We start from the raw sequence: 21,452 nt of genomic DNA, 5'->3' as shown, positions 1-21,452 counted from the left end.
GAAGAGCACCTCGATCTGCGCACGTTCCGTCACTGTCAATCTGGGTCCAGGCACCTCGATCACCCACGATCATCAAAGCCATCCCCGCCACTCAGGGACACCGTTGCAACAACCGTATGAAACCACCCTCAGGAACCTTCGGAAATTGAGGTTTGGGGGGTGGGTGAATAGAGGCCGCCGACGGCGTCGGCTTCCCCTCCGATGCCGCCGGCGGCGGGCGCGCCTGAGCGCGCAGAACTCATCCTATACCGAGAACACTCGGATTCGACAACTCGATTTCACGAGTTCTGCTCAGGAACCTCGGAGGGAGTGGTCCCCGCAGCGGCCCCGGCGGGTTCGGCATCGCGCTCGGCGCGCAGCGAGGCGATCGCGGCCTCGAAATCCTCGAGCGACTCGAAGCCCTGGTACACGCTCGCGAAGCGGAGGAACGCCACCTGGTCGAGCTCGCGCAGCGGCTCGAGGATCGCCAGCCCCACCTCGTCGGCGTCGATCTCCGCGATCCCGCGGCTGCGGATCTTCTCCTCGACCCGCTGGGCGAGCTTCGCGAGGTCGTCCTCCCCCACCGGTCGGCCCTGGCAGGCCTTGCGCACACCGGAGATGACCTTCTGCCGGGAGAACTCCTCGGACACCCCGGAGCGCTTGATCACCGCGAGGCTCGTGTGCTCCATCGTGGTGAAGCGCCGCATGCAGTTGGGGCACTGGCGGCGCCGTCGGATCGACGAGCCGTCCTCCGAGGTGCGGGAGTCGACGACCCGGGAATCGGGGTGGCGGCAGAACGGGCAGTGCATCAGTTCTCCTCATCCGCGGCGAAGCGCAGGCTCACCGCGGCGCCGTGGGCGGGCAGGTCCTCGTCCGCGGCGAGTGCGACGATGTGGTCGGCGACGGCGGCGAGCGCCGGGGCCGGGTAGTCGATGACCTGGCTGACCTTGAGGAAGGACTGGACGCCGAGCGCGGAGGCGTGGGCCGCGTTCCCCATCGTCGGCAGCACGTGGTTGGAGCCGGCGCAGTAGTCGCCGAGCGCCACCGGCGAGTGGTCGCCGAGGAACACCGCTCCCCCGTTCGTCACACGCTCCGCGACGGCGCGGGGCTCGGCGACCATGAGCTGCACGTGCTCCCCGGCGTAGGCGTTGAGCACGGCGATGCCGGCATCGAGGTCCCGCACGAGCACGATCCCCGACTGCGGCCCGGCGAGCGCCTCGGCGATCCGCTCCCGGTGGGAGGCGGCGGGCACCTGCGCGGCGAGCTCGGCGGCGACCGCGTCGGCCAGCGCCTCCGAGGCGGTGACGAGCACGGAGGCCGCCTGCGGGTCGTGCTCGGCCTGGCTGATGAGGTCGGCGGCGACGAAGCGCGGGTCGGCGGTGTCGTCGGCGAGGACGATGATCTCCGTCGGGCCGGCCACCGAGTCGATCCCGACCACCGAGCGGACGCTGGCCTTGGCGGCGGCGACGAAGGCGTTGCCCGGGCCGGTGATGAGGTCGACCGGTTCGAGCACCTCGCCGTCGTCGAACCCGTGGGCGAACGCGGCGACGGCCTGTGCGCCGCCCATCGCCCACACCTCCTCGACCCCGAGCATCGCGGCCGCGGCCATGACGGTGGGGTGCGGCAGCCCGGTGGACTGCGGCGGCGAGGCGATCGCGAGCGAGGCGACACCGGCGACCTGCGCCGGCACGACGTTCATCACCACGGTGGACGGGTACACCGCGAGCCCGCCGGGCACGTAGAGGCCCACCCGGTCGACCGGGAGCCAGCGGGTGGTCACGGTGCCGCCGCCGTCGAAGCTCGTCGTCACCGGGGGCCGGGCATCGGCGGCGGCGACTGCGCGCGTGCGGCGGATAGTCTCCTCGAGCGCGGCGCGGATCCGCGGGTCGAGCTCGGCGGCGGCGCGGGTGAGCTCGGCGGCCGGCACGCGCACGGTGTCGAGCGCCACCCGGTCGAAGCGCTCGGTGTACTCGAGGACGGCGGAGCGGCCGTGCTCGCGGACGGCGGCGAGCAGCGGGCCGACGGCGGCGACTGCGTCGGACAGGTCGACCTGGGCGCGCGGAACGGAGGCGCGCAGGGTGCGGCGGTCGAGTGCGGAGTCGCGGAGGTCGAGGCGATTGATCGGTGAAGTGGTCACTACCCCAGTCTACGACTCGCAGCCGGCCGGTCGCCGTTCGCGCTCGAGCCCACAGCGCTGGATCGGCTCACCCGAACATCGACGGGGAGGACACCTGCAGGCACTGGGCGCCGAGGAGCGCCTTGAGGTCGCCGAACAGGCTCGGCCCCGGGGTCACCCGCACGCTCGCATCGAGCTTCATGACGATGCTGCGGCCGGGCTGGGTGAGGCTGAGCCGGACCTCGGTGGGCCCGGAGTTCGCGCGCAGGATCTCCCCGAGCTGCTCGACGAGCTCCGGGGTGCACCGCTGCACCGGCATGGTGATGTGGAGCGGCCGGTCGGCGGGGTCGGTGACGTCGGGGATCGTCATCGACTGCGCCATGAGGGAGGCCGGGCGGTCGTCGGAGCGCCGGATCCGTCCCGTCACGGTGACGACGAGGTCGGTCGCGAGCAGCGTCGCCACGGGCTCGTAGACGTCGCCGAAGAACATCACCTCGACGCTCGCCTCGAGGTCCTCGACGGTGACGATCCCGTAGGGCTTGCCGGAGTTCTTCGACACCCGGCGCTGCACCTGCGTGATCATCCCGCACACCTTCACCGAGGAGCCCTCCGGCCGGGTGTTCTCCGGGTCGACGATCTCCGCGATCGAGGCCTCCGCCTCGCTCTGCAGGACGCCCTCGAGCCCGTTGAGCGGGTGGTCGGAGACGTAGAGGCCGATCATCTCCCGCTCGAACGCGAGCTTCTCCTTCTTCTCCCACTCCGGGCGGTCGGGGATCGAGACGGAGAAGCTCGTCTCGCTCGCATCGTCGCCGCCGAGCCCGGCGAACAGGTCGAACTGGCCCGCGGCCTCCTGCCGCTTGACGCCGATGACGGAGTCGACGGCCTCCTCGTGCACCTCGACGAGCGAGCGGCGGGTGTGCCCGAGCGAGTCGAACGCGCCGGACTTGATGAGCGATTCGATCGTGCGCTTGTTGCACACGTGGCTGGGCACCTTGTCGAGGAAGTCGGTGAAGGAGGTGAAGGCGCCCTTGTCCTGGCGCGCCTCGACGATGCCGTCGACCACGTTCGCCCCGACGTTGCGCACCGCGCCCATCCCGAACCGGATGTCGGTGCCGACCGGGGTGAAGTTCTGCGCGGATTCGTTGACGTCCGGCGGCAGCACGGTAATCCGCATCCGGCGGCACTCGCCGAGGTAGATCGCGAGCTTGTCCTTGTTGTCCCCGACCGAGGTCAGCAGGGCGGCCATGTACTCCGCCGGGTAGTGCGCCTTGAGGTAGGCGGTCCAGTAGGAGATCACGCCGTAGGCCGCGGAGTGGGCCTTGTTGAACGCGTAGTCGGAGAACGGCAGCAGGATGTCCCACAGCGCCTGCGCCGCGGCCTCGGAGAAGCCGCGCTCCTTCATCCCCTCGAAGAAGCCGACCTGCTGCTTGTCGAGCTCGGACTTCTTCTTCTTGCCCATCGCGCGGCGCAGGATGTCGGCCTGGCCGAGCGAGTATCCCGCGACCTTCTGCGCGATCGCCATCACCTGCTCCTGGTAGATGATGAGGCCGTAGGTCGTGTCGAGGATGTCGCGCAGCGGCTCCTCGAGCTCGGGGTGGATGGGCGTGATCGGCTGCTGGTCGTTCTTGCGCAGCGCGTAGTTCGTGTGCGACTGGGCGCCCATCGGGCCGGGCCGGTAGAGCGCGAGGGTCGCGGAGATGTCCTCGAAGTTGTCCGGCTGCATGAGGCGCAGCAGCCCCTGCAGGCCGCCGCCGTCGAGCTGGAACACCCCGAGCGTGTCGCCGCGGGCCAGCAGCTTGTAGGACTCCGCGTCGTCGAGCGCGAGCTGCTCGAGGTCGAGGTGGAAGTCGCGGTTGAGCTCGATGTTCGCGATCGCGTCGGAGATGATCGTGAGGTTGCGCAGGCCCAGGAAGTCCATCTTGATGAGCCCCAGGCCCTCGCTCGTGGGGTAGTCGAACTGGGTGATGACCTGGCCGTCCTGGAAGCGGCGCATGATCGGGATCACGTCGATGATCGGCTCCGAGGACATGATGACGCCCGCGGCGTGCACGCCCCACTGCCGCTTGAGCCCCTCGAGTCCCTTGGCGGTGGTGAAAGTCTCCTGCGCGTCCGGGTCGGAGGCGACGAACTCGCGGAACTCCCCGGCCTCGCCGTAGCGCTTGGCCTGCGGGTCCTCGATGTCGGCCAGCGGGATGTCCTTGGCCATGACCGGCGGCGGCAGCGCCTTGGTGAGCCGCTCCCCCAGCGAGAACGGCTTGCCGAGCACGCGGGCGGAGTCCTTGAGCGCCTGCTTGGTCTTGATCGTGCCGTAGGTCACGATCATCGCGACGTACTCGCTGCCGTACTTGCGGGTGACGTACTCGATGACCTCGCCGCGGCGACGATCATCGAAGTCGACGTCGAAGTCGGGCATGGAGACGCGCTCGGGGTTGAGGAAGCGCTCGAAGATCAGGCCGTGCTCGAGCGGGTCGAGGTCGGTGATGCGCATCGCGTAGGCGACCATCGAGCCGGCGCCGGAGCCGCGGCCGGGACCCACCCGGATGCCGTTGTCCTTCGACCAGTTGATGAAGTCGGCGACGACGAGGAAGTAGCCGGGGAAGCCCATCGAGATGATGACCTCGAGCTCGTAGTCCGCCTGTTTGCGCACCTCGTCGGGGATCCCGCCGGGATACCGGTAGTGGAGGCCCTTGTCGACCTCCTTGATGAGCCAGGAGGTCTCGTCCTCGCCCGGCGGGCAGGGGAACTTCGGCATGTAGTTCGCCGAGGTGTCGAAGGACACCGCGCAGCGCTCGGCGATCTCGAGGGTGTTGTCGCAGGCCTCGGGCATCTCCTTGAACAGGGCGCGCATCTCCGCCGGCGACTTGAGGTAGTAGCCGGATCCGGAGAACGCGAAGCGGCTGCCGCCCTGGTCGTAGGTCGGCTCGATGAGCTTGGAGCCGGACTGGATCGCGAGCAGCGCCTCGTGCGCCTTCGCATCCGATTCGTGCGTGTAGTGGAGGTCGTTCGTCGCGACGAGCGGGAGATCGAGCTCCTTCGCCAGCCGCAGCAGGTCCTTGATGACCCGGCGCTCGATGGACAGCCCGTGGTCCATGATCTCGCAGTAGTAGTTGCCGGCGCCGAAGATGTCCTTGTACTCCGAGGCCGCGCGCAGCGCCTCGTCGTACTGGCCCAGGCGCAGGCGCGTCTGCACCTCGCTCGAGGGGCACCCGGTGGTGGCGATGAGGCCGCTCGCGTGGTTCTCGATGAGCTCCCGGTCGAGGCGGGGCCACTTGCCGAACGCGGAGTCGAGCGAGGCCACCGAGGACGCCCGGAACAGGTTCTGCATGCCGGTGTTGTTCTCCGCCAGCAACGTCATGTGGGTGTAGGCGCCGCCGCCGGACACGTCGTCGCCGCGCTGGCTCTCGTCGGTCCGCCACTTGACGCGGGTCTTGTCCCCGCGTGCCGTCCCGGGGGTGACGTAGGCCTCGACGCCGATGATCGGCTTGACCCCGGCGCTCGTCGCCTGGCTCCAGAAGTCGAACGCGCCGAACAGGTACCCGTGGTCGGTGGTGGCGATGGCGGGCATCCCCATCTCCTTGGTCGCCGCCATGAGATCGCCCACGCGGGCCGCTCCGTCGAGCATCGAGTACTCGGTGTGCACGTGCAGATGTACGAAGCTGTCGCTGCTCACGGATCCCTCTTCCCGGCCTCGGATTGTGCTCGTCCCAGGGTACCGCCGATCACGGACACGGGGGTGCTCCCGAATCCCCTGCGCGGTCCGTTCAGCGGACGATCGCGCGCACCTCGTCGCCCGTTCCCGGGCGCCAGGCAACCGGGTGCTCGGTGCCGGGGGCGAATCGTGATCTCTGCCACCGGGCGAGGTGCTTGATCTCCCAGCCGCGGAACGTGCGGCCGTCGGGGAGCCGGACGTCGTAGACGATGAGGTGCTCGTAGGCCTCGTTGCTGATCCGCCCCAGGAAGGTCTGCTCGGTCACGGTGCCGTGGGCCACCGGCGCGCCGACGAAGGCGGGGTCGAGGCGCCGCTCGCGGTGCCGGCGCAGCATCACACCGAGGACCGCGAGGCCGGCGACCGCGGCGAGGAACAGACCGCCGATGACGACGACGAGGCCGATCGCGAACAGCCGGTCCACGGGCGCCCCGTCAGCCCTGGGCGCGGCGCAGGCGGTCGAGCGCGGTCTGCAGATCCTCGGGATAGCTGCTCTCGAACTCGACGAACTCCCCGGTCTCCGGATGGGTGAAGCCGAGCCGCACCGCGTGCAGCCACTGGCGCTCGAGTCCGAGCTGGCCGGCGAGCACGGGGTCCGCGCCGTAGGGCAGGTCCCCGGCGCAGGGGTGCTTGGTGGCGGCCATGTGGACGCGGATCTGGTGGGTCCGGCCGGTCTCGAGCCGGACCTCGAGCAGAGTCGCCGAGCGGTAGGCCTCGAGGACCTCGTAGTGGGTGACGGCGTGCTTGCCGTCGGTGAGCACGGCGTAGAGCCCGTCGCGGCGCGGGTTCCGGCCGATCGGCGCCTCGATCGTGCCGACGACCGGGTCCGGCAGGCCCTGCACGAGCGCGTGGTAGGTCTTGGCCACGGTGCGCTCCTTGAACGCCCGCTTGAGCACCGAGTAGGCGTGCTCGCCCTTGGCGACCACCATGACGCCCGAGGTGCCGACGTCGAGGCGGTGGACGATCCCCTGCCGCTCGGCCGCGCCCGAGGTGGCGATGTCGTAGCCGGCGGCCGCGAGCCCGCCGATCACCGTCGGGCCCTTCCAGCCGGCGGCGGCGTGGGCGGCGACCCCGACGGGCTTGTCGACGACGACGAAGGCATCGTCGTCGTAGATCACGCGCATCCCCTCGACGGGTTCGGCGACGATCTCCAGCGGTTTCGCCGGCTCCGGCATGACGACGTCGATGCGGGCCCCGGCGCTCACCCGTTCGGACTTCCCGACGACCGTGCCGTCGACGTGGACGTCACCGGCGGCGGCGATCGCCGCGGCGGCGGAGCGCGACAGCCCGAGCATCCGGCTCAGGGCGGTGTCGACCCGCTCCCCCTCGAGGCCCTCGGGCACGAACATCGAACGCTGGGTCACACCTGCTCCTTCGTCTGGTCGTCGGCGGCCGGACCGGAGGCGGTGTCGAGCGTGCCGTCGAGGCCGATGCCGCGCAGGGTGGTGAGCACGATGACGACGGCGGCGGCCGAGATCGCGATGTCTGCGATGTTGCAGATGAAGAGCGAGAGGTCGATGAAGTCGACGACAGCGCCGTGGAAGAATCCCGGCGGCCGGAACAGGCGGTCGAGGAGGTTGCCGGTGAGACCGCCGAGGAGGAGGCCGAGGCCGCAGCTCCAGGCGCGCGAGCCCAGCCGCCGACTGGCGAACAGGATCCCGACGAGCACGATGATCGCGATGACGGCGAAGATCCACGTCGAGTTCGCGCCCATCCCGAACGCCGCTCCCGGGTTGCGGTAGAAGGTGAAGCCGGCGAGCTCGCCGATCACGGGGATCGAGGGCTGGCCCTCGAGCGTCGCGATCGCGATCTGCTTGGTGACCTGGTCGAGCACGATGACGGCGGCGGCGATCGCGAACAGCGTTCCGGCGAGGAGCCCTCTCCTGCCGGTGGGGGGTGCGGTGCTCACGGCCGTGGGGTCTCCTCGGGTCGGGCGGCGATCGATTCGGCTCCCCAGTCTAGCGGCCGAACCGCCCTGGCTAGTACTCGGCGGAGCGCTGGGCGAGGAGCAGACCCTTGCCGACGGCGAGCGTGAGCACAGCGAACCCGGGCGTCTCGCGCAGGGCGGCTGCGAAGTCGGCGGTCTCGTGCTCGTGGGAGATGACGTTGTCGACGACGAGCAGCCCGTCGAGCAGCCGCAGGATCTGCGGCAGGTAGTCGAGGTAGGCGGTGCGATCCGAATCGAGGAAAATCAGGTCGAAGGAGCCGTGGATCGCGGCGAGCTCCTCCCCCGCGTCGCCGACCCGCTGCTCGATCTGCGCCTCGAGGCCGACCTCGGCGAAGTGCCCGGCGGCCTCTGCGGCCCGCCCGGGGTGGTTGTCGATGGTGAGGATCCGCCCGCCGGGCGGCAGCGCCTGGGCGATCCACATCGTCGAGTACCCGTTCGAGGTGCCGACCTCGAGCACGTTCTCCGCACGCAGGCCGCAGACCAGGTCGGCGAGCAGGCGGGCCGAGGCCGGCTCGAGGTTGCGGTAGCGGCTCTCATGCGCTTCGACCCGGGAATCGTGCTCCCGGGACCGAGCGAGGACCGCGGCACTGAAATCGTGGAAGTCGACCATGGTCCCACCCTAGGCTCCCGCGCCCGGCTTGGGAACAGTGCCGGACCGCACCGGGGAACAGCGGACGGCGCCGGCGAGCCGTGCTCGCCGGCGCCGTCGCGTCGCTGCCGATCGAACCGGGGTGCGGCTCAGATCGAGTGCTGCGGGGAGTTCCCGAGCTTGTTCCCGCCCAGGGTCTCCGGGGCCAGGGACCCGGAGTTCTCGAGCTCGCGCAGCTGATCGCTGAGGTAGCTCTTGAGACGGGTGCGGTACTGACGCTCGAAGTTCTGCAGACCGTCGATCTCGCGCTCGAGGTTGGCCTTCTCGGTCTCGAGGTGGCGCAGGATGTCGTCGCGCTTCTTCTCCGCGTCGCCGACGATCTCCGCGGCCTTCTTCTCCGCGTCGCCGATGAGGCGGTCGCGGGTGCGCTCGCCCTCGGCGAGGTGCTCGTCGTGGAGGCGCTGTGCGAGGGCGATGAGGCCGTGCGCATCCTGCTCGGTGCGTCCGGAGCCGCCCGCGGCGGACCCGGCGACGGCACCTGCACCCGCACCGGCGGCGAGGCCGGCACCGGCCGACTGGCCGAACTGCTGGCTCTGCGGCGAGGTCTTGGGCGCCTCGGCCGGAGCGGACTGCTGCTGCGGGGCGACGAGCGGCGAGGACTGGGTCTGCGCCTTGGGCTCGGGGCGCTCCTCGGCCTTGGGCTCGTTGCCGGGCACGGCGGCGGGCATCGCCTGGGTGGCCTGCGGGTCGATCGCCGGCTCCGGCTTCGAGGTCTGCGCGGATCCGCCCTGGGAGAGTTCGTTCACACGCTGTTCAGCGGCCGAGAGCTTCTGACGGAGCTCGTCGTTCTCCTGGTAGAGACGGCGGAGCTCGACGACGACCTCGTCGAGGAAGTCGTCCACCTCGTCCTGGTCGTACCCGTCGCGGAACTTCACGTGCTGGAACCGCTTGTTTACTACGTCTTCAGGCGTAAGCGCCATGAGGCCACCTTCGGTCGACAATGGTGTTCTTTACAAGTCTGTTATACAACAGGCAACAGAGAAACTGTATCCCATCCCCCGCGGTGTTGTCGTGTCCAGCGGTTTCCCGCATCGTTCCGGCCCTGGCCGGGCACCCCGGGAGTGGTCACGGAACGGTCACGACGCCGGCGGTGCGGGAGTCGTCCCCGCACCCGGCTCAGGCGAAGGAGTTGCCCGCCACGCGCAGCGCGCCGGCGAGCACCTGGACGAGGATGAAGACGACGATGAAGCCGAGGTCGAGCGAGATCTGCCCGAGGCGGATCGGCGGGATGATGCGGCGCATGAGCTTCACCGGCGGATCGGTGAGCGTGTAGACGACCTCGCAGAGCACGAGCACGAACCCGGTGGGGCGCCAGTCGCGCGAGAACACCTGGATGAGGTCGATGACGACGCGGGCGAGCAGCACGTAGACGTACAGGCTCACGATCGTCGCCAGGAGATGGAAGATGATGCCCACGGGCGAGTCGAACCTCTTTCGTGAAGGGGACAACGGCGGTCTACCCACCAGGGTAGACCGCCGTCGGAGGAAACCGGAACCGCGACCCGCTTCTCCCAGCGAGCCCTCGGGTGGTGCCGGGGCTCAGCTCTGGTTGAAGAAGCTCGCCTGCATGTCGCCTGCGCCCTCGTTCTCCGTGGACACCTCGATGTTCTCCGGGGTGAGGAGGAAGACGTTGTTCGTGACCTTCTCGATCGAGCCGCGCAGCCCGAAGATCAGGCCGGCGGAGAAGTCGACGAGGCGCTTGGAGTTCGCCTCGTCCATCGCGGAGAGGTTCATGATGACCGGGATGCCGTCGCGGAACGCGGTGCCGATCGCCTTGGCATCGTTGTAGCTGCGGGGGTGGATCGTCTGGATGCGCTGCATGGCCGAGGCCGGAGCGGATTCGACGGGGCGCACGGAGGCGCGGATGGGGGTCACGGCGGCGGGCTCCTCGTACTCGACGACGTCGTCGTAGTCCTCGACGCCGTACTCGTCGGCGTAGTCGTCGGTGTCGACGGTGCTGCGCTGGTGGCGGATGTGCGGGTCGTCGATGTCGTCCTCGACGAAGCCCAGGTAGGTGCCGATCTTCTTGAGAGCGGACATGTCGTCTCCTCGTGGTTCGCGGTTCGTGTCGCAGGTGCGCCTGCGCTGAGTCTCCCTCGATTCGAAACTAGCGCAGTCGACGACCGGATCGCGGGAGGGCGCGCGGGTGTGTCGAGGGCCGCCGGCGGCTCAGTGGGCGCGGAGCCAGATCACGCCGGCGAACCGACCGGTCACGCCGTCGCGGCGGTAGGAGTAGAGCCCGGGGTCCTCGGCGGTGCACGTCGGCACCCACTGGTGGATCGCGGCACCGGCCCGGCGGAGCTGCTCGGCGACGCCGGCGGCGACGTCGAGCGCCGGGGTGCCGTGGGCCGACACCGAGGCGGTCACGGGTTCGGCGGCCGCGACCTCGGCGCGGAGCTCCTCGGGCACCTCGTAGCAGCGCGGGCAGATCGAGGGGCCGATGACGGCGGTGATGCGCTCGGCGCCGGCGGCGGCCATCGCCTCGAGCGCGGCGGGCACGACCCCGTCGGCCATGCCCTTGCGGCCGGCGTGCACGGCGCCGATGACGCCGGCGGTGACGTCGGCGAGGAGGACGGGGGTGCAGTCGGCGACCTGGACGACGAGCCCGAGGTCCGCGCTCGTCGTGATCTGCGCGTCGGCGACGACGGCGGGTGCGGGCACCGATGCGCTCGGGTCCGGGAGATCGATCCGGTGCACCGCGGTGCCGTGGACCTGGGACACGAAGCTCAGGCGGTCGGCCTGGAGCTCGAGCACCGTGGCGAGCATGCTCCGGTTCGCCGCGACGTGCTCCTCGGCGTCGCCCACGTGGTGGGCGAGGTTGAAGGAGTCGAAGGCGGCAGCGCTGTAGCCGCCCCGCCTGTCGGTGAACGCGGCGTGCGCGGTGAAGCGGTCACCCGACAGGACGAAGCGGCTCTGCAGCACGGGACGGCCTCAGACGATCCCGGTCACTTGAGGAAGTCCGGGATGTCGAGGTCCGAGTTGTCGAACCGGGACGGACGCTGCTCCTCCGGGAGGGAGGAGGGGACGTCGGAGTCCTGCTGGGCGGAGGTCGCCTGGCGGTCCTGCGCGAAGCGCTCCTGCGAGAAGTCCTGGCCGCGCTGCTCGGCGGGGGCGGACTCCGCGGCCGGCGATTCCGGCTCGGGCTCGACGACCGCGGGGCGGCCGGCGGGCTCGGGGGCGTCCCCGACCTGCGAGTCGAAGCCCGCGGCGATCACGGTGATCCGGCACTCGTCGCCGAGGTTGTCGTCGATCACGGTGCCGAAGATGATGTTCGCCTCCGGGTGCGCGGCCTCCTGCACGAGGCGTGCGGCCTCGTTGATCTCGAACAGGCCGAGGTCGGAGCCGCCCTGGATGCTCAGCAGCACGCCGTGCGCACCCTCGATGCTCGCCTCGAGCAGCGGGGAGGCGATGGCGGCCTCGGCGGCCTGCACCGCACGGTCCTCGCCGACGGCGGAGCCGATGCCCATGAGGGCGGTGCCGGCGTTCTGCATGACCGACTTCACGTCGGCGAAGTCGAGGTTGATCATGCCGGGGGTGGAGATGAGGTCGGTGATGCCCTGCACGCCGGAGCGCAGCACCTCGTCGGCGGACTGGAACGCCTCGAGCACGGACACGTTGCGGTCCGAGATCGACAGCAGCCGGTCGTTCGGGATGACGATGAGGGTGTCGACCTCTTCGCGGAGCGCGGCGATGCCGGCCTCGGCCTGGGCCGAGCGGCGGCGTCCCTCGAAGGTGAACGGGCGGGTGACGACGCCGATGGTGAGCGCGCCGAGCGAGCGGGCGATGCGCGCCACGACGGGTGCCGCACCGGTGCCGGTGCCGCCGCCCTCGCCGGCGGTGACGAAGACCATGTCGGCGCCCTCGAGCGCCTCCTCGATGGCCTCCTCGGAGTCCTCCGCGGCCTTGCGGCCGATCTCCGGGTCCGCACCGGCGCCGAGGCCCCGGGTGAGGTCGCGGCCGATCTCGAGCTTGAGGTCGGCCTCCGAGAGGAGCAGCGCCTGGGCGTCGGTGTTGATCGCGATGAACTCGACACCGCGCAGACCGACGTCGATCATCCGCTGGACAGCGTTGACTCCGCCGCCGCCGGTGCCGGCGACTTTGATGTCCGCTCCGGATTGTGGGAATTCAGCCAAGTCGGTTCCTCTTTCGACGCATCTGGCCCGCGAGCGGGCGCTCCGGCGATTTTGCCTTCGACCCGACGCTATGGGGATCGCCGCCCCGGTGCAACCACTGTCCCCGGTGTGTCCGCCGGGGATCGCGGAATCGGGCGGAAAGTCCGTCCCGGACCGCGGCGGGGCGGGCGCGGGTGCGGGCGTGGGTGCGGGTCAGCGGGTGACGGGAACCTCGGGCACGGAGACGTCGATCTCGGTGGCCCCGGTGCGCATGAGCGCGAGCGCGACCTCGAACTTCCGGGCGGTGTCCTCCGGGGAGCCGAAGTGCACGGTGACCTCGGTGCCCTCGTGGTCGTAGAGCATGCGGAGGTCCTGGTCCGAGCCGGCGCGCATCGAGGTGATGTGCGCGCGCTGCGCGGCGGGCACGGCGTCGATGAAGGCGACGGCCGCGCCGACGGCGGCGGGCACGTCGGCGCCCTCGGTGAGCTCGAGCACGGGCAGCCCGTCGGGGGCCTCGTCGACGCTGTCGATCGCGTGCCCGGCGATGTCGTAGCGGTCGAAGCCGCCGTCGGCGGGCACCGCGAGGACCGGCTGCCGGTCGGTGAGCTCGACGGCGAGCGCCCGCGGTCCGGCCCAGCGCACGCGCACCGTGTCCGTCTTGGGGAACTCCGCGCCGATCGCCTCCTCGAGCGCGCCGAGCCGGATCCGCGGCAGCGGGGTGCCGGCGTGCGCGCCCTCGACGTACTCCGTCACGGCGGCCGGATCGGTGAGCTCGGCGCCGGTGACCTCGACGCGCTCGAGCGCGAGCAGCGGTGAGAACCACGCGGCGGCGGCGAGTCCGAGGACGGCGAGCACCGCCCCGGCGGCGATCGCCCAGGTGCGGATCCGGGCGCGCCGGCGGGCGGCGAGCCGGTCGGCGAGGCTCGCGGTGCTCACGCTTCGAGGGCCGCCACGAGCTCGGGGCCGAGGAGCGTGACGTCGCCGGCGCCGGCGGTGATGACGACGTCGCCGGGCCGCACGCGCTCGCGCACATAGGGCACGGCGTCGGCGAAGGAGGCGAGGAACACGACCTCGTCGTGGGGCACCTCGGCGGCGATGAGCGCCCCGGTGACGCCCGGGATCGGGTCCTCGCGGGCGGGGAACACGTCGAGCACGACGACGTCGTCGGCGATCCCGAGCGCGCGCCCGAACTCCGCCTTGAAGCTCTGCGTGCGGGAGAACAGGTGCGGCTGGAAGATCACGTGGACGCGGCCGCCGGGGTCGACGACCTCGCGGGCGGCGGTGAGCACCGCGGCGACCTCGGTGGGGTGGTGGGCGTAGTCGTCGTACACCCGCACCCCGCCGGCGGTGCCGCGCAGCTCGAAGCGGCGGCGGGTGCCGCCGAAGGACTCGACGCCGGTGATCGCCTCGGCGAGCGGCAGGCCGAGCTCGGCGGCCACGCAGAGGGCGGCGGTCGCGTTCGCGGCGTTGTACTCCCCGGGCTGGCGGAGCCGGATCGGCCCGTGCACGGTGCCGGCGAGCGCGAGGGAGAACTCCGCGCCGGTGCGCCCGGGGCGGATGTCGACGATCCGCGCGTCGGCGTCCTCGGCCTGCCCGTAGAGGAGCACCCGGGCACCCTCGGCGCGGGCGCGCTCCCCGATCTCGCGGGAGCCGGCGTCGTCGGCGCACACGATGACGGTGCCGTCGCGCTCGGCGATCCGGGAGCAGAAGTCGACGAACGCCTGCTGCACGGCCTCCCAGGTGCCGTAGTGGTCGAGGTGGTCGGCCTCGACGTTGGTGATGACGCCGACGGCGGGCTCATAGAGGAGGAAGGAGCCGTCGGACTCGTCGGCCTCGGCGACGAACACGTCGCCGGTGCCGTCGTGGGCGTTCGTGCCGGTCGCGGTGAGCACCCCGCCGATGACGAACGAGGGGTCCGCGCCGCAGGCCTGGAGCACGACGGTCGTCATCGAGGTCGTCGTCGTCTTGCCGTGGGTGCCGGCGATCGCGACGGTGCGCCGGTCGGTCATGAGGGAGGCGAGCGCCCGGGAGCGGTGGATGATCCGCAGCCCGGCGGCGCGCGCGGCGGCGAGCTCCGGGTTGGTCTCGCGGATCGCGGAGGACACGACGACGGTGTCGGCGCCGGCGATGTTCTCCGCCCGCTGCCCGATCTCCACCTGCGCGCCCTGCGCGCGCAGCGTGGTGACGACGCTCGAGTCCTTGGCGTCGGAGCCGGTCACGGTCATCCCGCGCATGAGCATGATGCGGGCGATGCCGGACATCCCGGCCCCGCCGATTCCGATGAAGTGCACCCGGCCGAGCTCGGCGGCCGGCACGATGGCCTCGGTCATTGGTGTCCCTCGCTGTCGGGTCGTTCGGTGGTCGGGGGTGCGGCCGCATCGCGGGCGCGCTCGTCGCGGGTGCGCCGCTCGGGCGGGTAGGGCCGGTGCGGGTGGTCGAGCCCGGCGGCGTCGAGGATCATCGCGACCATGGTGCGGGCCGCGGTCCGCGGGAACACCATGTTCCGCGCGGCCTGCTCCATCGCGGCCAGGCGCGCGCCGTCGGTCAGCAGCGGGATGATCCGGGTGCGGATGCATTCGGCGGTGAAGTCGGCGTTCTCGATGATCTCCGCCGCCCCGGCGGCCGCGGCGTCGGCGGCGTTGAGGCGCTGCTCGCCGTTGCCGATCGGCAGTGGGACGTAGATCGCGGGCACCTGCGCGGTCGTCGCCTCGGCCACCGTGCCCGCGCCGGCCCGGCAGATGAGGAGGTCGGCGGCGGCGTAGACGTGCTCCATCCCGTCGACGTAGTCGACGACGTGGTAGCCGTGGTAGCGCTCCGCGGCGGCGGCGAGCTCCGCGCCCTTGCCCGCGCCGGTGATGTGGAGGACCTGGAGGCCGGCGGCCATGAGGTCGGGCATCGCCTCGCGGAAGGCCTCGTTCATCGCCTGCGCGCCGAGCGAGCCCCCGGTGACGACGAGGGTGCGCCGCTGCGGGTCGAGCCCGAGGGCGGTGGCGGCCCGGGCGCGGGCGGCGGGGTCGGTGCGGTCGACGGCCTCGATCGCCGAGCGCATCGGCATGCCGACGTGCACGCCGCCCAGCGGGGTGCTCGCGAAGGTGTAGCCGACGCGCTCGCGGGGGGCGAGGCGGGCGCCGAGGCGGTTGGCGAGCCCCGGCCGGGCGTTCGCCTCGTGGACGACGATCGGGGTGCCGGTGCGCCGCGCGGCGAGGTACGCCGGGGTCGACACGTAGCCGCCCACCCCGCACACGACGTCGACGCCGCGCTCGCGGATGATCCGGGTGACCGCGGCAACGGTGCCGAGCAGGCGGCCGGGGAAGCGCACGAGGCCGGCGTCGAACCTCCGCGGGGCGGGCACCTTGTCGATGGTGAGGAGCTCGTGGCCGGCCTCGGGGACGAGCCGGGTCTCGAGGCCCTCGGCGGTGCCGAGCATGAGGATCTGCGCGTCGGGGACCTGGAAGGCGAGGTCGTCGGCGATCGCGAGCATGGGCGAGATGTGGCCGGTGGTGCCGCCGCCGGCGAACAGGACTGTCAGGGGCATGGGGATCTCACTTCTGTCGGGCCGGTCGGCGGGCGAGGACGGCGAGGGAGCTGCGGACCCGGTTCGACTGGGCGCGCATCGCCTCGCGGGCGCCCTCCTCGGCGCGCGCGAAGGACAGCACCATGCCGATCGCGATGAGCGTGGCGAGCAGCGCGGAGCCGCCGTAGGAGACGAGCGGGAGGGGGACGCCGATGACCGGCAGCACGCCGGCGACGACGCCGATGTTCACGGCCGCCTGGCCGACGAGCCACATGAACACGGCGGCGGTGGAGGTCTGCACGAAGCGGTCGCGGGAGCGCATGATGATGCGCACGAGGCCGTAGCCGAGCGCGGCGAAGAGGAGGAGCACGACGACGGAGCCGAGCAGTCCGAGCTCCTCGCCGATGATCGCGAAGATGAAGTCGTTGTGGGCCTCGGGCAGCCAGGACCACTTCTCGCGGCTCGCCCCGAGTCCCACCCCGAACCAGCCGCCGGAGGCGAGCGCGTAGAGGCCGTGGTTCGACTGCCAGTGCTGGCCCAGCGGGTCCATCTCCGCGGAGTCGGAGCCGGTGAGCATCGCGCGCACGCGGGCCATCCGGTTGGCGCTCGTGATGACCATGAGGGTGACGACGACGCCGATCGCGGCGAGCGCGCCGAGGAAGTAGCGCCACGGCACTCCCCCGACGAACAGCGCGCCGAGCGCGAGGCCCATGATGATGAGGCCGGTGCCGAGGTCGCGGCCGTAGAGGATGAAGCCGAGGACGATCCCGAGGACGGCCACCGCCGGCATCATCTCCTTGAGGGAGCGCAGCCGGTGGGCCTTGTTCGCGAGGAACACGCCGAGCCAGAGCGCGAGCGCGGCCTTGACGAACTCCGCCGGCTGGCCCTGGATGCCGCCGATCGACACCCAGCTCGTGGAGCCGTTGACGGTCCGCCCGAGCCCGGGGATGAAGGGCAGCACCTGGAGGGCGATGCCGATGAAGATCGCGAACGGGGCGATCATCCGCCAGCCGCGCAGCGGCACGAAGGACAGCCCGAGCATCGCGAGGAGGCCGACGACGGCGAAGGCCGCCTGCCGGCCGACGACGGAGAACGAGGAGCCCTCTCCCCCGGCGTAGGAGGTGATCGAGGAGGCCGAGAGCACCATGACGAGGCCGATCCCGGTGAGGGCGAGGGTCGCGGCGAGCACGAGGTAGTAGCTCGTCACCGGGAGGTCGTGGATCCGCCGGAGCACGGCGAGCACCCCGGTGTCGCCGCGCAGGAAGTCCTGCGGGCGGGTGCTCCGGGCCTGCGCGGAGCCGGTCCGCGGCGCGGTCCTGCCGGGGCTGCTCATCAGCCCTCCACGGCGCGGCGCACCGCGCGGGTGAACAGGTCGCCGCGGGTGGCGTAGTCGAGGAACTGGTCCATGCTCGCCGCGGCCGGGGCGAGGAGCACGGTGTCGCCGGGCCGGGCGGCGGAGGCGGCGAGCGCGACGGCGCGCTCGGCCACGGCGGCCCCCCGCTCGGCGGGGTCGGCGTCGGCCGGGTCGGCGGGGACGTCGACCTCGAGCACGGGGACCTCGGGGGCGCGGGCGCCGAGCGCGGTGCGCAGCGGGGTGCGGTCGGCGCCGATGAGGACGACCGCGCGGAGGCGGTGGGCGTGGGCGGCGACGAGCGCGTCGTAGTCCGCGCCCTTGGCGAGCCCGCCGGCGATCCACACGGTCGGGTCGAAGGCGGACAGCGCGGCCGCGGCGGCGTGCGGGTTCGTCGCCTTCGAGTCGTCGATCCAGCGCACCTCGGCGTGCTCGGCGACGAGCGTGAGCCGGTGGCCGCCGGCGGCGTGGGCGCGCAGGCCGTCGCGCACCGCGGCCGGGGGCACCCCGACGGCGCGGGCGAGCGCCGCGGCGGCGAGCGCGTTGGCGATCTGGTGCGGCGGGGCGGGGCGGTCGGGCTGGCCCGAGGCGCGCGCGACGTCGGCGAGCGAGGCGAGCTCCGCGGCCGCGGAGTAGCGCTCCGGGATGTAGGCGCGGTCGACGAGCGCGTCCTCGACCACCCCGAGCTCCCCGGGGCCGGGGATGCCGGCGGTGAAGCCGATCGCGCGTGCCCCGGCGATGACCTCGGCGTCCTCGACGAGGGCGCGCGTGGCGGGGTCCTCGACGTTGTAGACGCAGGCGGTGCGGACGTTGGTGTAGGCGCGGCCCTTGTCCGCGGCGTAGGCCTCGCCGCTGCCGTGCCAGTCGAGGTGGTCGGCGGCGATGTTGAGCACCGCCGCGGCGTCGGCGCACATCGAGAACTGCCAGTGGAGCTGGAAGCTCGACAGCTCGATCGCGAGGACCTCCGCCTCGGGGTCGAGCACGGCCTCGAGCAGCGGGGCGCCGATGTTGCCGCAGGCGCGCACGTTCAGGCCGGCGGCGCGGAGCATCGCCTCGAGCATCGTCGTCGTCGTGGTCTTGCCGTTGGTGCCGGTGACGACGAGCCAGGGGGCGGCGTTCGCGCCGCGCACCCGCCAGGCGAGCTCGACCTCGCCGATGACGGGGATGCCGGCGGCCGCCGCGGCGCGCAGCAGCGGCTGGTCGGGCCGCCAGCCGGGCGAGGTGACGACGAGGTCGGGGGTGCGGCCGGAGCGCGGGACCGGGAGGTCCTCGACGTGCTCGGGCCCGCGCCGGATGTCGACGTCGAACACCGCGAGGATCGCCTCGTGCTCGCTGCGGTCGCGCAGCGTGTCGGCGTCGACGACGACGACCTCGGCGCCGCGCTCGGCGAGGTGGACCGCCGCCGGGTACCCGGACACGCCGAGTCCGGTGACGACGACGGTGAGCCCGGCGAGCGAGGACTCCGGGCCGTGGAGGGCGGCGGGGATCGCCGCGGCGTCCGGGTAGTCCACCGCGACCGCCCCGGGCGGGAGGATCGGCGGCAGCGGTGCCGGGTCGGGGGCCTCAGCCAAGGTGGGACACCCATTCCGCGTAGAACAGGCCGACCGCGGCGACGACGAAGAGCAGCGCGATGATCCAGAAGCGCACGACGATCGTCACCTCCGCCCAGCCGATGAGCTCGAAGTGGTGCTGGAGCGGGGCCATCCGGAACACCCGCCTGCCGGTGAGCTTGAAGGAGGCGACCTGGATGATGACGCTGAGCGTGATGAGGACGAACAGGCCGCCCATGATGATGAGGAGGAGCTCGGTGCGCGACATGATCGCCAGGCCGGCGATCGCGCCGCCGATCGCGAGCGAGCCGGTGTCGCCCATGAAGATCTTCGCCGGGGAGGTGTTCCACCACAGGAAGCCGATGCACGCCGCGGCCATCGCCGCGCCGACGATGGTGAGGTCGCGCGGGTCGCGCATGTAGTAGCAGCCGTCGCGGATCTCGCTCATGAGGTGGCAGTTCTGGGTCGACTGCCAGGTGGTGATCATGACGAAGCCGGTGAACACGATGCCGGCCGCGCCCGCGGCGAGCCCGTCGAGCCCGTCGGTGAGGTTGACCGCGTTCGACACCGCGGTGACGATGAGGTTCGCCCAGATGATGAAGAGGAGGAGGCCGACGATGCTGCCGGCGAAGGCGAGGTCGAGGGCGGTGTCGCGGACGAAGGAGATCGCCGTCGATGCCGGGGTCTGTCCGAACTCGTTGGGGAACTGGAGGGCGAGCACGGCGAAGCTGATGCCGACGAAGCCCTGGCCCACGAGCTTGCCGACCGGCTTGAGGCCGAGCGAGCGCTGCTTGGAGACCTTGATGTAGTCGTCGAGGAACCCGACCGCGCCGAGTCCCGCGGCGAGCCACAGCACGAGCACGCCCGAGGGGGTGGGCAGCGAGCCGGTGAGGAGGTGGGAGAGGAAGTAGGAGATGAGCGCGGCGCCGATGATGACGACGCCGCCCATCGTCGGGGTGCCGCGCTTGGTCGCATGGGTCTCCGGGCCGTCGTCGCGGATGAACTGGCCGTAGCCGCGCTTGACGAGGACCCGGATGAAGAGCGGGGTGCCGATGAGCGTGATGAGGAGGCTCAGGCACGCGGCGAGGATGACGGCGATCATTGCTGTCCCGACACCCCGGCGATCTCGTCGCCGAGGTAGCGCAGCCCGGCGTCCCGCGAGGACTTGAAGAGGACGATGTCGCCGGGCTGGAGCTCGACGTTGAGGAGTTCGCGGGCCTCCGCGATGCTCGCCACCCAGACCGCCTCGTTGCCCCACGAGCCCTCGAGGTTCGCGGCCTGGTAGATCGGCTTGGCGCCCTCGCCGACGGCGATCGTGCGGTGGATGTTGAGGCGCACGACGAGCCGGCCGATGGTGTCGTGCTCGGCCACGGAGTCCTCCCCGAGCTCGAGCATCTCGCCGAGCACGGCGAAGGTGCGGCGCGGCCCGGTGGTGTCGTCGCCGCGGCCCATCGCGGCGAGCGTCTTGAGGCTCGCCCGCATGGAGTCGGGGTTGGCGTTGTAGGCGTCGTTGAGCACGGTGACGCCGCTCGGGGAGTCGATGAGCTCCATCCGCCAACGGCTCGCCGCGCCCGAGGTGCCCAGGGTGGTGACGATCGAGCGGGCCGGGATGCCGCACAGGTGGGCGACGGCGGCCGCGGCGAGCGCGTTGTTGACATGGTGCTCGCCGAGCAGCGCGAGCTCGACGCGGACCGGCTCCTCCTCGGGCAGGTGGAGGGTGAACGAGGTGCGGCCGGAGGCGTGGGTCTCGATCCCGGTGGCGCGCACCGTCGGGGTGCGCTCGGCGTTGCCGGCGGCGCTGAACCACAGCACGCCGACGCCGGGGTCGAGCACCTCGGTCATCGCCGCGACCCGCCGGTCGTCGGCGTTGAGCACGGCGCGGCCGCCGGAGATCAGCGATTCGACGAGCTCGGCCTTGGCCCGCGCGGTGTTCTCGATCGAGCCGAACACGCCGCCGTGGGCGGTGCCGACGTTGAGCTCGACGGCGATGTCCGGGCGCACGAGCGAGGTGAGGTACTCGAGGTTGCCGATCGACCGGGCGCCCATCTCGAGGACGAGGAAGCGGGTCGACTCGTCGGCGCGGATCGCGGTGAGCGGCACCCCGACCTCGTTGTTGTAGGAGTTCGGGGGCCACACGGTCTCCGCGTGCCCGGCGAGCAGGTCCGCGGTGAGGTCCTTGACCGTGGTCTTGCCGGCCGAGCCGGTGATCGCGATGACGGTGAGGTCGCCCTCGGCGCGCAGCGCCTCGACGTTGAGCTGGGCGAGCCGGCCGAGCGCGGCGGTGGCGTCGGCGACGTGGAGGGTCGGCAGGTGCTTGCCGTCGACGGTCGGCACCGCCTCGGCGATGATGAGGACGGCGCCCGCCTCGAGCGCGGCCGGCACGTAGTCGAGGCCGTCGGCGGTCTCCCCGCGCCGAGCCACGTAGATGTCCCCCGGGGAGACCTCGCGGGAGTCGGTGACGACTCCTCCGCTGAGCTCCTGATCGGGGGAGATTCCGTAGAGTTCGCCTTTGAGGGCAGTGGCCACC

The 21,452-nt window shown here is 71.8% G+C and carries 19 protein-coding genes; all 19 read right to left on the bottom strand.

From position 1 onward, the window contains the following. Positions 1-278 precede the first annotated feature (278 nt). Positions 279-788, bottom strand: a complete 510-nt coding sequence (gene nrdR / locus MTQ12_RS14005; RefSeq protein WP_247619110.1) for a transcriptional regulator NrdR — start codon at positions 786-788, stop codon at positions 279-281. Then, positions 788-2,116: a histidinol dehydrogenase gene (gene hisD / locus MTQ12_RS14000; RefSeq protein ID WP_247619109.1), complete on the bottom strand. Its 1,329-nt coding sequence runs from the start codon at positions 2,114-2,116 to the stop codon at positions 788-790. Before hisD ends, nrdR begins: the two co-directional genes overlap by 1 nt. Before the next feature lie 67 nt (positions 2,117-2,183). Further along, positions 2,184-5,765: a DNA polymerase III subunit alpha gene (gene dnaE, locus MTQ12_RS13995; RefSeq protein WP_265808742.1), complete on the bottom strand. Its 3,582-nt coding sequence runs from the start codon at positions 5,763-5,765 to the stop codon at positions 2,184-2,186. A 91-nt stretch (positions 5,766-5,856) separates the two neighbouring features. Then, on the bottom strand, positions 5,857-6,225 hold the full coding sequence (locus tag MTQ12_RS13990) for a hypothetical protein (protein WP_247619108.1): 369 nt from the start codon (positions 6,223-6,225) through the stop codon (positions 5,857-5,859). A 10-nt stretch (positions 6,226-6,235) separates the two neighbouring features. After that, positions 6,236-7,165, bottom strand: coding sequence for an RluA family pseudouridine synthase (locus MTQ12_RS13985; RefSeq protein WP_247619107.1), 930 nt, complete (start codon positions 7,163-7,165; stop codon positions 6,236-6,238). After that, a complete protein-coding gene (locus tag MTQ12_RS13980) occupies positions 7,162-7,710 on the bottom strand; it encodes a signal peptidase II (RefSeq protein ID WP_247619106.1) in 549 nt (182 codons plus the stop codon). The genes MTQ12_RS13985 and MTQ12_RS13980 overlap by 4 nt, the downstream gene beginning before the upstream one ends. Before the next feature lie 70 nt (positions 7,711-7,780). Further along, complete coding sequence (locus tag MTQ12_RS13975; protein ID WP_137319948.1) at positions 7,781-8,359, bottom strand: class I SAM-dependent methyltransferase; 579 nt, start codon at positions 8,357-8,359, stop codon at positions 7,781-7,783. 128 nt (positions 8,360-8,487) lie between these two features. After that, complete coding sequence (locus tag MTQ12_RS13970; protein ID WP_247619105.1) at positions 8,488-9,318, bottom strand: DivIVA domain-containing protein; 831 nt, start codon at positions 9,316-9,318, stop codon at positions 8,488-8,490. A gap of 196 nt (positions 9,319-9,514) precedes the next feature. Further along, positions 9,515-9,814 (bottom strand): YggT family protein, encoded by a 300-nt coding sequence (locus tag MTQ12_RS13965; protein WP_247619104.1) that lies wholly within the window; start codon positions 9,812-9,814, stop codon positions 9,515-9,517. A gap of 123 nt (positions 9,815-9,937) precedes the next feature. Beyond that, positions 9,938-10,438: a cell division protein SepF gene (gene sepF / locus MTQ12_RS13960; protein ID WP_247619103.1), complete on the bottom strand. Its 501-nt coding sequence runs from the start codon at positions 10,436-10,438 to the stop codon at positions 9,938-9,940. Positions 10,439-10,567: 129 nt separating this feature from the next. After that, positions 10,568-11,320 carry a peptidoglycan editing factor PgeF gene (pgeF, locus tag MTQ12_RS13955; RefSeq protein WP_247619102.1) on the bottom strand — a complete coding sequence of 251 codons (753 nt, stop codon included), beginning with the start codon at positions 11,318-11,320 and terminating at the stop codon, positions 10,568-10,570. A 23-nt stretch (positions 11,321-11,343) separates the two neighbouring features. Next, entirely contained in the window at positions 11,344-12,531 is a 1,188-nt protein-coding gene (gene ftsZ, locus MTQ12_RS13950) for a cell division protein FtsZ (protein ID WP_247619101.1), read from the bottom strand. A 192-nt stretch (positions 12,532-12,723) separates the two neighbouring features. After that, entirely contained in the window at positions 12,724-13,446 is a 723-nt protein-coding gene (locus MTQ12_RS13945) for a cell division protein FtsQ (protein ID WP_247619100.1), read from the bottom strand. Next, complete coding sequence (murC, locus tag MTQ12_RS13940) at positions 13,443-14,840, bottom strand: UDP-N-acetylmuramate--L-alanine ligase (protein ID WP_247619099.1); 1,398 nt, start codon at positions 14,838-14,840, stop codon at positions 13,443-13,445. Before murC ends, MTQ12_RS13945 begins: the two co-directional genes overlap by 4 nt. Continuing rightward, positions 14,837-16,045, bottom strand: a complete 1,209-nt coding sequence (locus MTQ12_RS13935) for a UDP-N-acetylglucosamine--N-acetylmuramyl-(pentapeptide) pyrophosphoryl-undecaprenol N-acetylglucosamine transferase (protein ID WP_247619098.1) — start codon at positions 16,043-16,045, stop codon at positions 14,837-14,839. Before MTQ12_RS13935 ends, murC begins: the two co-directional genes overlap by 4 nt. A gap of 7 nt (positions 16,046-16,052) precedes the next feature. Further along, complete coding sequence (ftsW, locus tag MTQ12_RS13930; protein WP_247619097.1) at positions 16,053-17,357, bottom strand: putative lipid II flippase FtsW; 1,305 nt, start codon at positions 17,355-17,357, stop codon at positions 16,053-16,055. After that, on the bottom strand, positions 17,357-18,946 hold the full coding sequence (gene murD, locus MTQ12_RS13925) for a UDP-N-acetylmuramoyl-L-alanine--D-glutamate ligase (protein ID WP_247619096.1): 1,590 nt from the start codon (positions 18,944-18,946) through the stop codon (positions 17,357-17,359). The genes ftsW and murD overlap by 1 nt, the downstream gene beginning before the upstream one ends. Next, positions 18,939-20,027: a phospho-N-acetylmuramoyl-pentapeptide-transferase gene (gene mraY, locus MTQ12_RS13920; RefSeq protein ID WP_247619095.1), complete on the bottom strand. Its 1,089-nt coding sequence runs from the start codon at positions 20,025-20,027 to the stop codon at positions 18,939-18,941. The genes murD and mraY overlap by 8 nt, the downstream gene beginning before the upstream one ends. Beyond that, positions 20,024-21,451 carry a UDP-N-acetylmuramoyl-tripeptide--D-alanyl-D-alanine ligase gene (murF, locus tag MTQ12_RS13915; protein WP_247619094.1) on the bottom strand — a complete coding sequence of 476 codons (1,428 nt, stop codon included), beginning with the start codon at positions 21,449-21,451 and terminating at the stop codon, positions 20,024-20,026. Before murF ends, mraY begins: the two co-directional genes overlap by 4 nt. Between the last annotated feature and the right edge of the window lies 1 nt (position 21,452).

It is taken from the genome of Brevibacterium sp. R8603A2, from assembly GCF_023072605.1.
GTDB lineage: Bacteria > Actinomycetota > Actinomycetes > Actinomycetales > Brevibacteriaceae > Brevibacterium > Brevibacterium pityocampae.
Note: the sequence above shows the minus strand (reverse complement) of the source record. Positions and strands in the feature narration are given on the sequence as shown.